At 33.6% G+C, this 1,216-nt stretch carries 2 protein-coding genes; both read right to left on the bottom strand.

Features of this window, described 5'->3' with window-relative positions:
- Nucleotides 1-618: hypothetical protein (locus SLS51_RS22980; RefSeq protein WP_323840806.1), on the bottom strand; the 618-nt coding region annotated here is incomplete at its 3' end.
- 23 nt (nucleotides 619-641) lie between these two features.
- Nucleotides 642-1,216, bottom strand: a 575-nt coding sequence (locus tag SLS51_RS22975; protein ID WP_323840804.1) for a restriction endonuclease fold toxin 5 domain-containing protein, incomplete at its 5' end; no start/stop codon positions are given.

The following is a 1,216-nucleotide window of genomic DNA, read 5'->3' as shown; positions in this document are numbered from 1 at the left end:
TGTCGTAATAATCAATGAGCCTTTTTTGTTATTTTTATCAGAAATAGATATTATTTCTTCTGCCATTGGAACTAAAGTCGGATCTATTTCTATTGGTAAATAGAGCATCCAGCCAGCACTTAAACGATCTGGGAAAACGTGTTTTCTTTTTATTCTATATGTATTGTTTTCTACCATAATGTAAGGTGCATTATGAGTAGAAATCAGAAAATTAATAAAGTTGATTAATCGTGATAGCTGAAATTCATTTTCTTCAATAGATATATGAAAATCTATTTGGGTTTGTCCTAACCGATCTCGACGATAATTCATATAACAAATTGAACATGAATGGTCATCATCTTCACCATCCCAAATCCCTTTAATAATTATAGGATTTTCTTCTGTATAATCTTCTTCAAACTCTTTTATTGCTTCTTTTGTTGCTCCTTGCTGATCAAAAGCAATATGTTGTAAAGATTCTTGACGAGTATCTCCTGGTAAATACCAAGTTTTATGGCGTCTAAAAAATATATCTACTTGTTGTGTGATTTTATATAAATCGGTAATAACTATTGTTGGAGTTAATGGTTCTTTCCAATCTGTATATAATTTCATGTTTAATGATAATGTAGTCATTTATTTTCACCTTTACTTAGATGTTAAATAGTGTGAAATACTTTAATGTTGGGATAAATAGAAAATTTCTCTAAATAATAGGCATAGCTTATAGGTTGCATAAAATGCCAGTGAGAATTTGGGATTCCATTTAATGTAGTGCATACTTCTTGCTGTTTTTCTACTTGAGTTGTCATGGATCTATCCCCGCTTTTACTTATTTTCCACCAATTTATAGGCATTCCATCTTTAAAAAACTGGTCATATTTAGCCTTAGCTTCAAGAAATAAGCATTGTGCAGGTTTCCAACCATCAAAATTTGTATTCATGCATAACCAAGTTTCAATTAGGTTTAATTCAGGATTGTATATCGTCCCGGCAATTTTTGTTTGGTAGGCAATGGTTATTTCTGAATACGATGTGGTTTTTTCCCAAACCATTGTAACGTTGCCAATTGCCGGACATTTCTCACATTCGGTACGGGACGAAGCAATTGTTTGTGTATCCTCTTTTGCCTTGTCTTGTTCACCTTCTCTATCTTTGGTGCTTTCCATCACACCAACGGCGACTAATCCCGCTGCACAAGCAGCCAGTGTCCATTCAGCCGCAGCTAAAAGAG

It is taken from the genome of Photorhabdus africana, from assembly GCF_035181445.1.
In the GTDB taxonomy this organism is placed as follows: Bacteria; Pseudomonadota; Gammaproteobacteria; order Enterobacterales; family Enterobacteriaceae; genus Photorhabdus; species Photorhabdus laumondii.
This window is presented reverse-complemented; position numbering and strand designations above follow the sequence as displayed.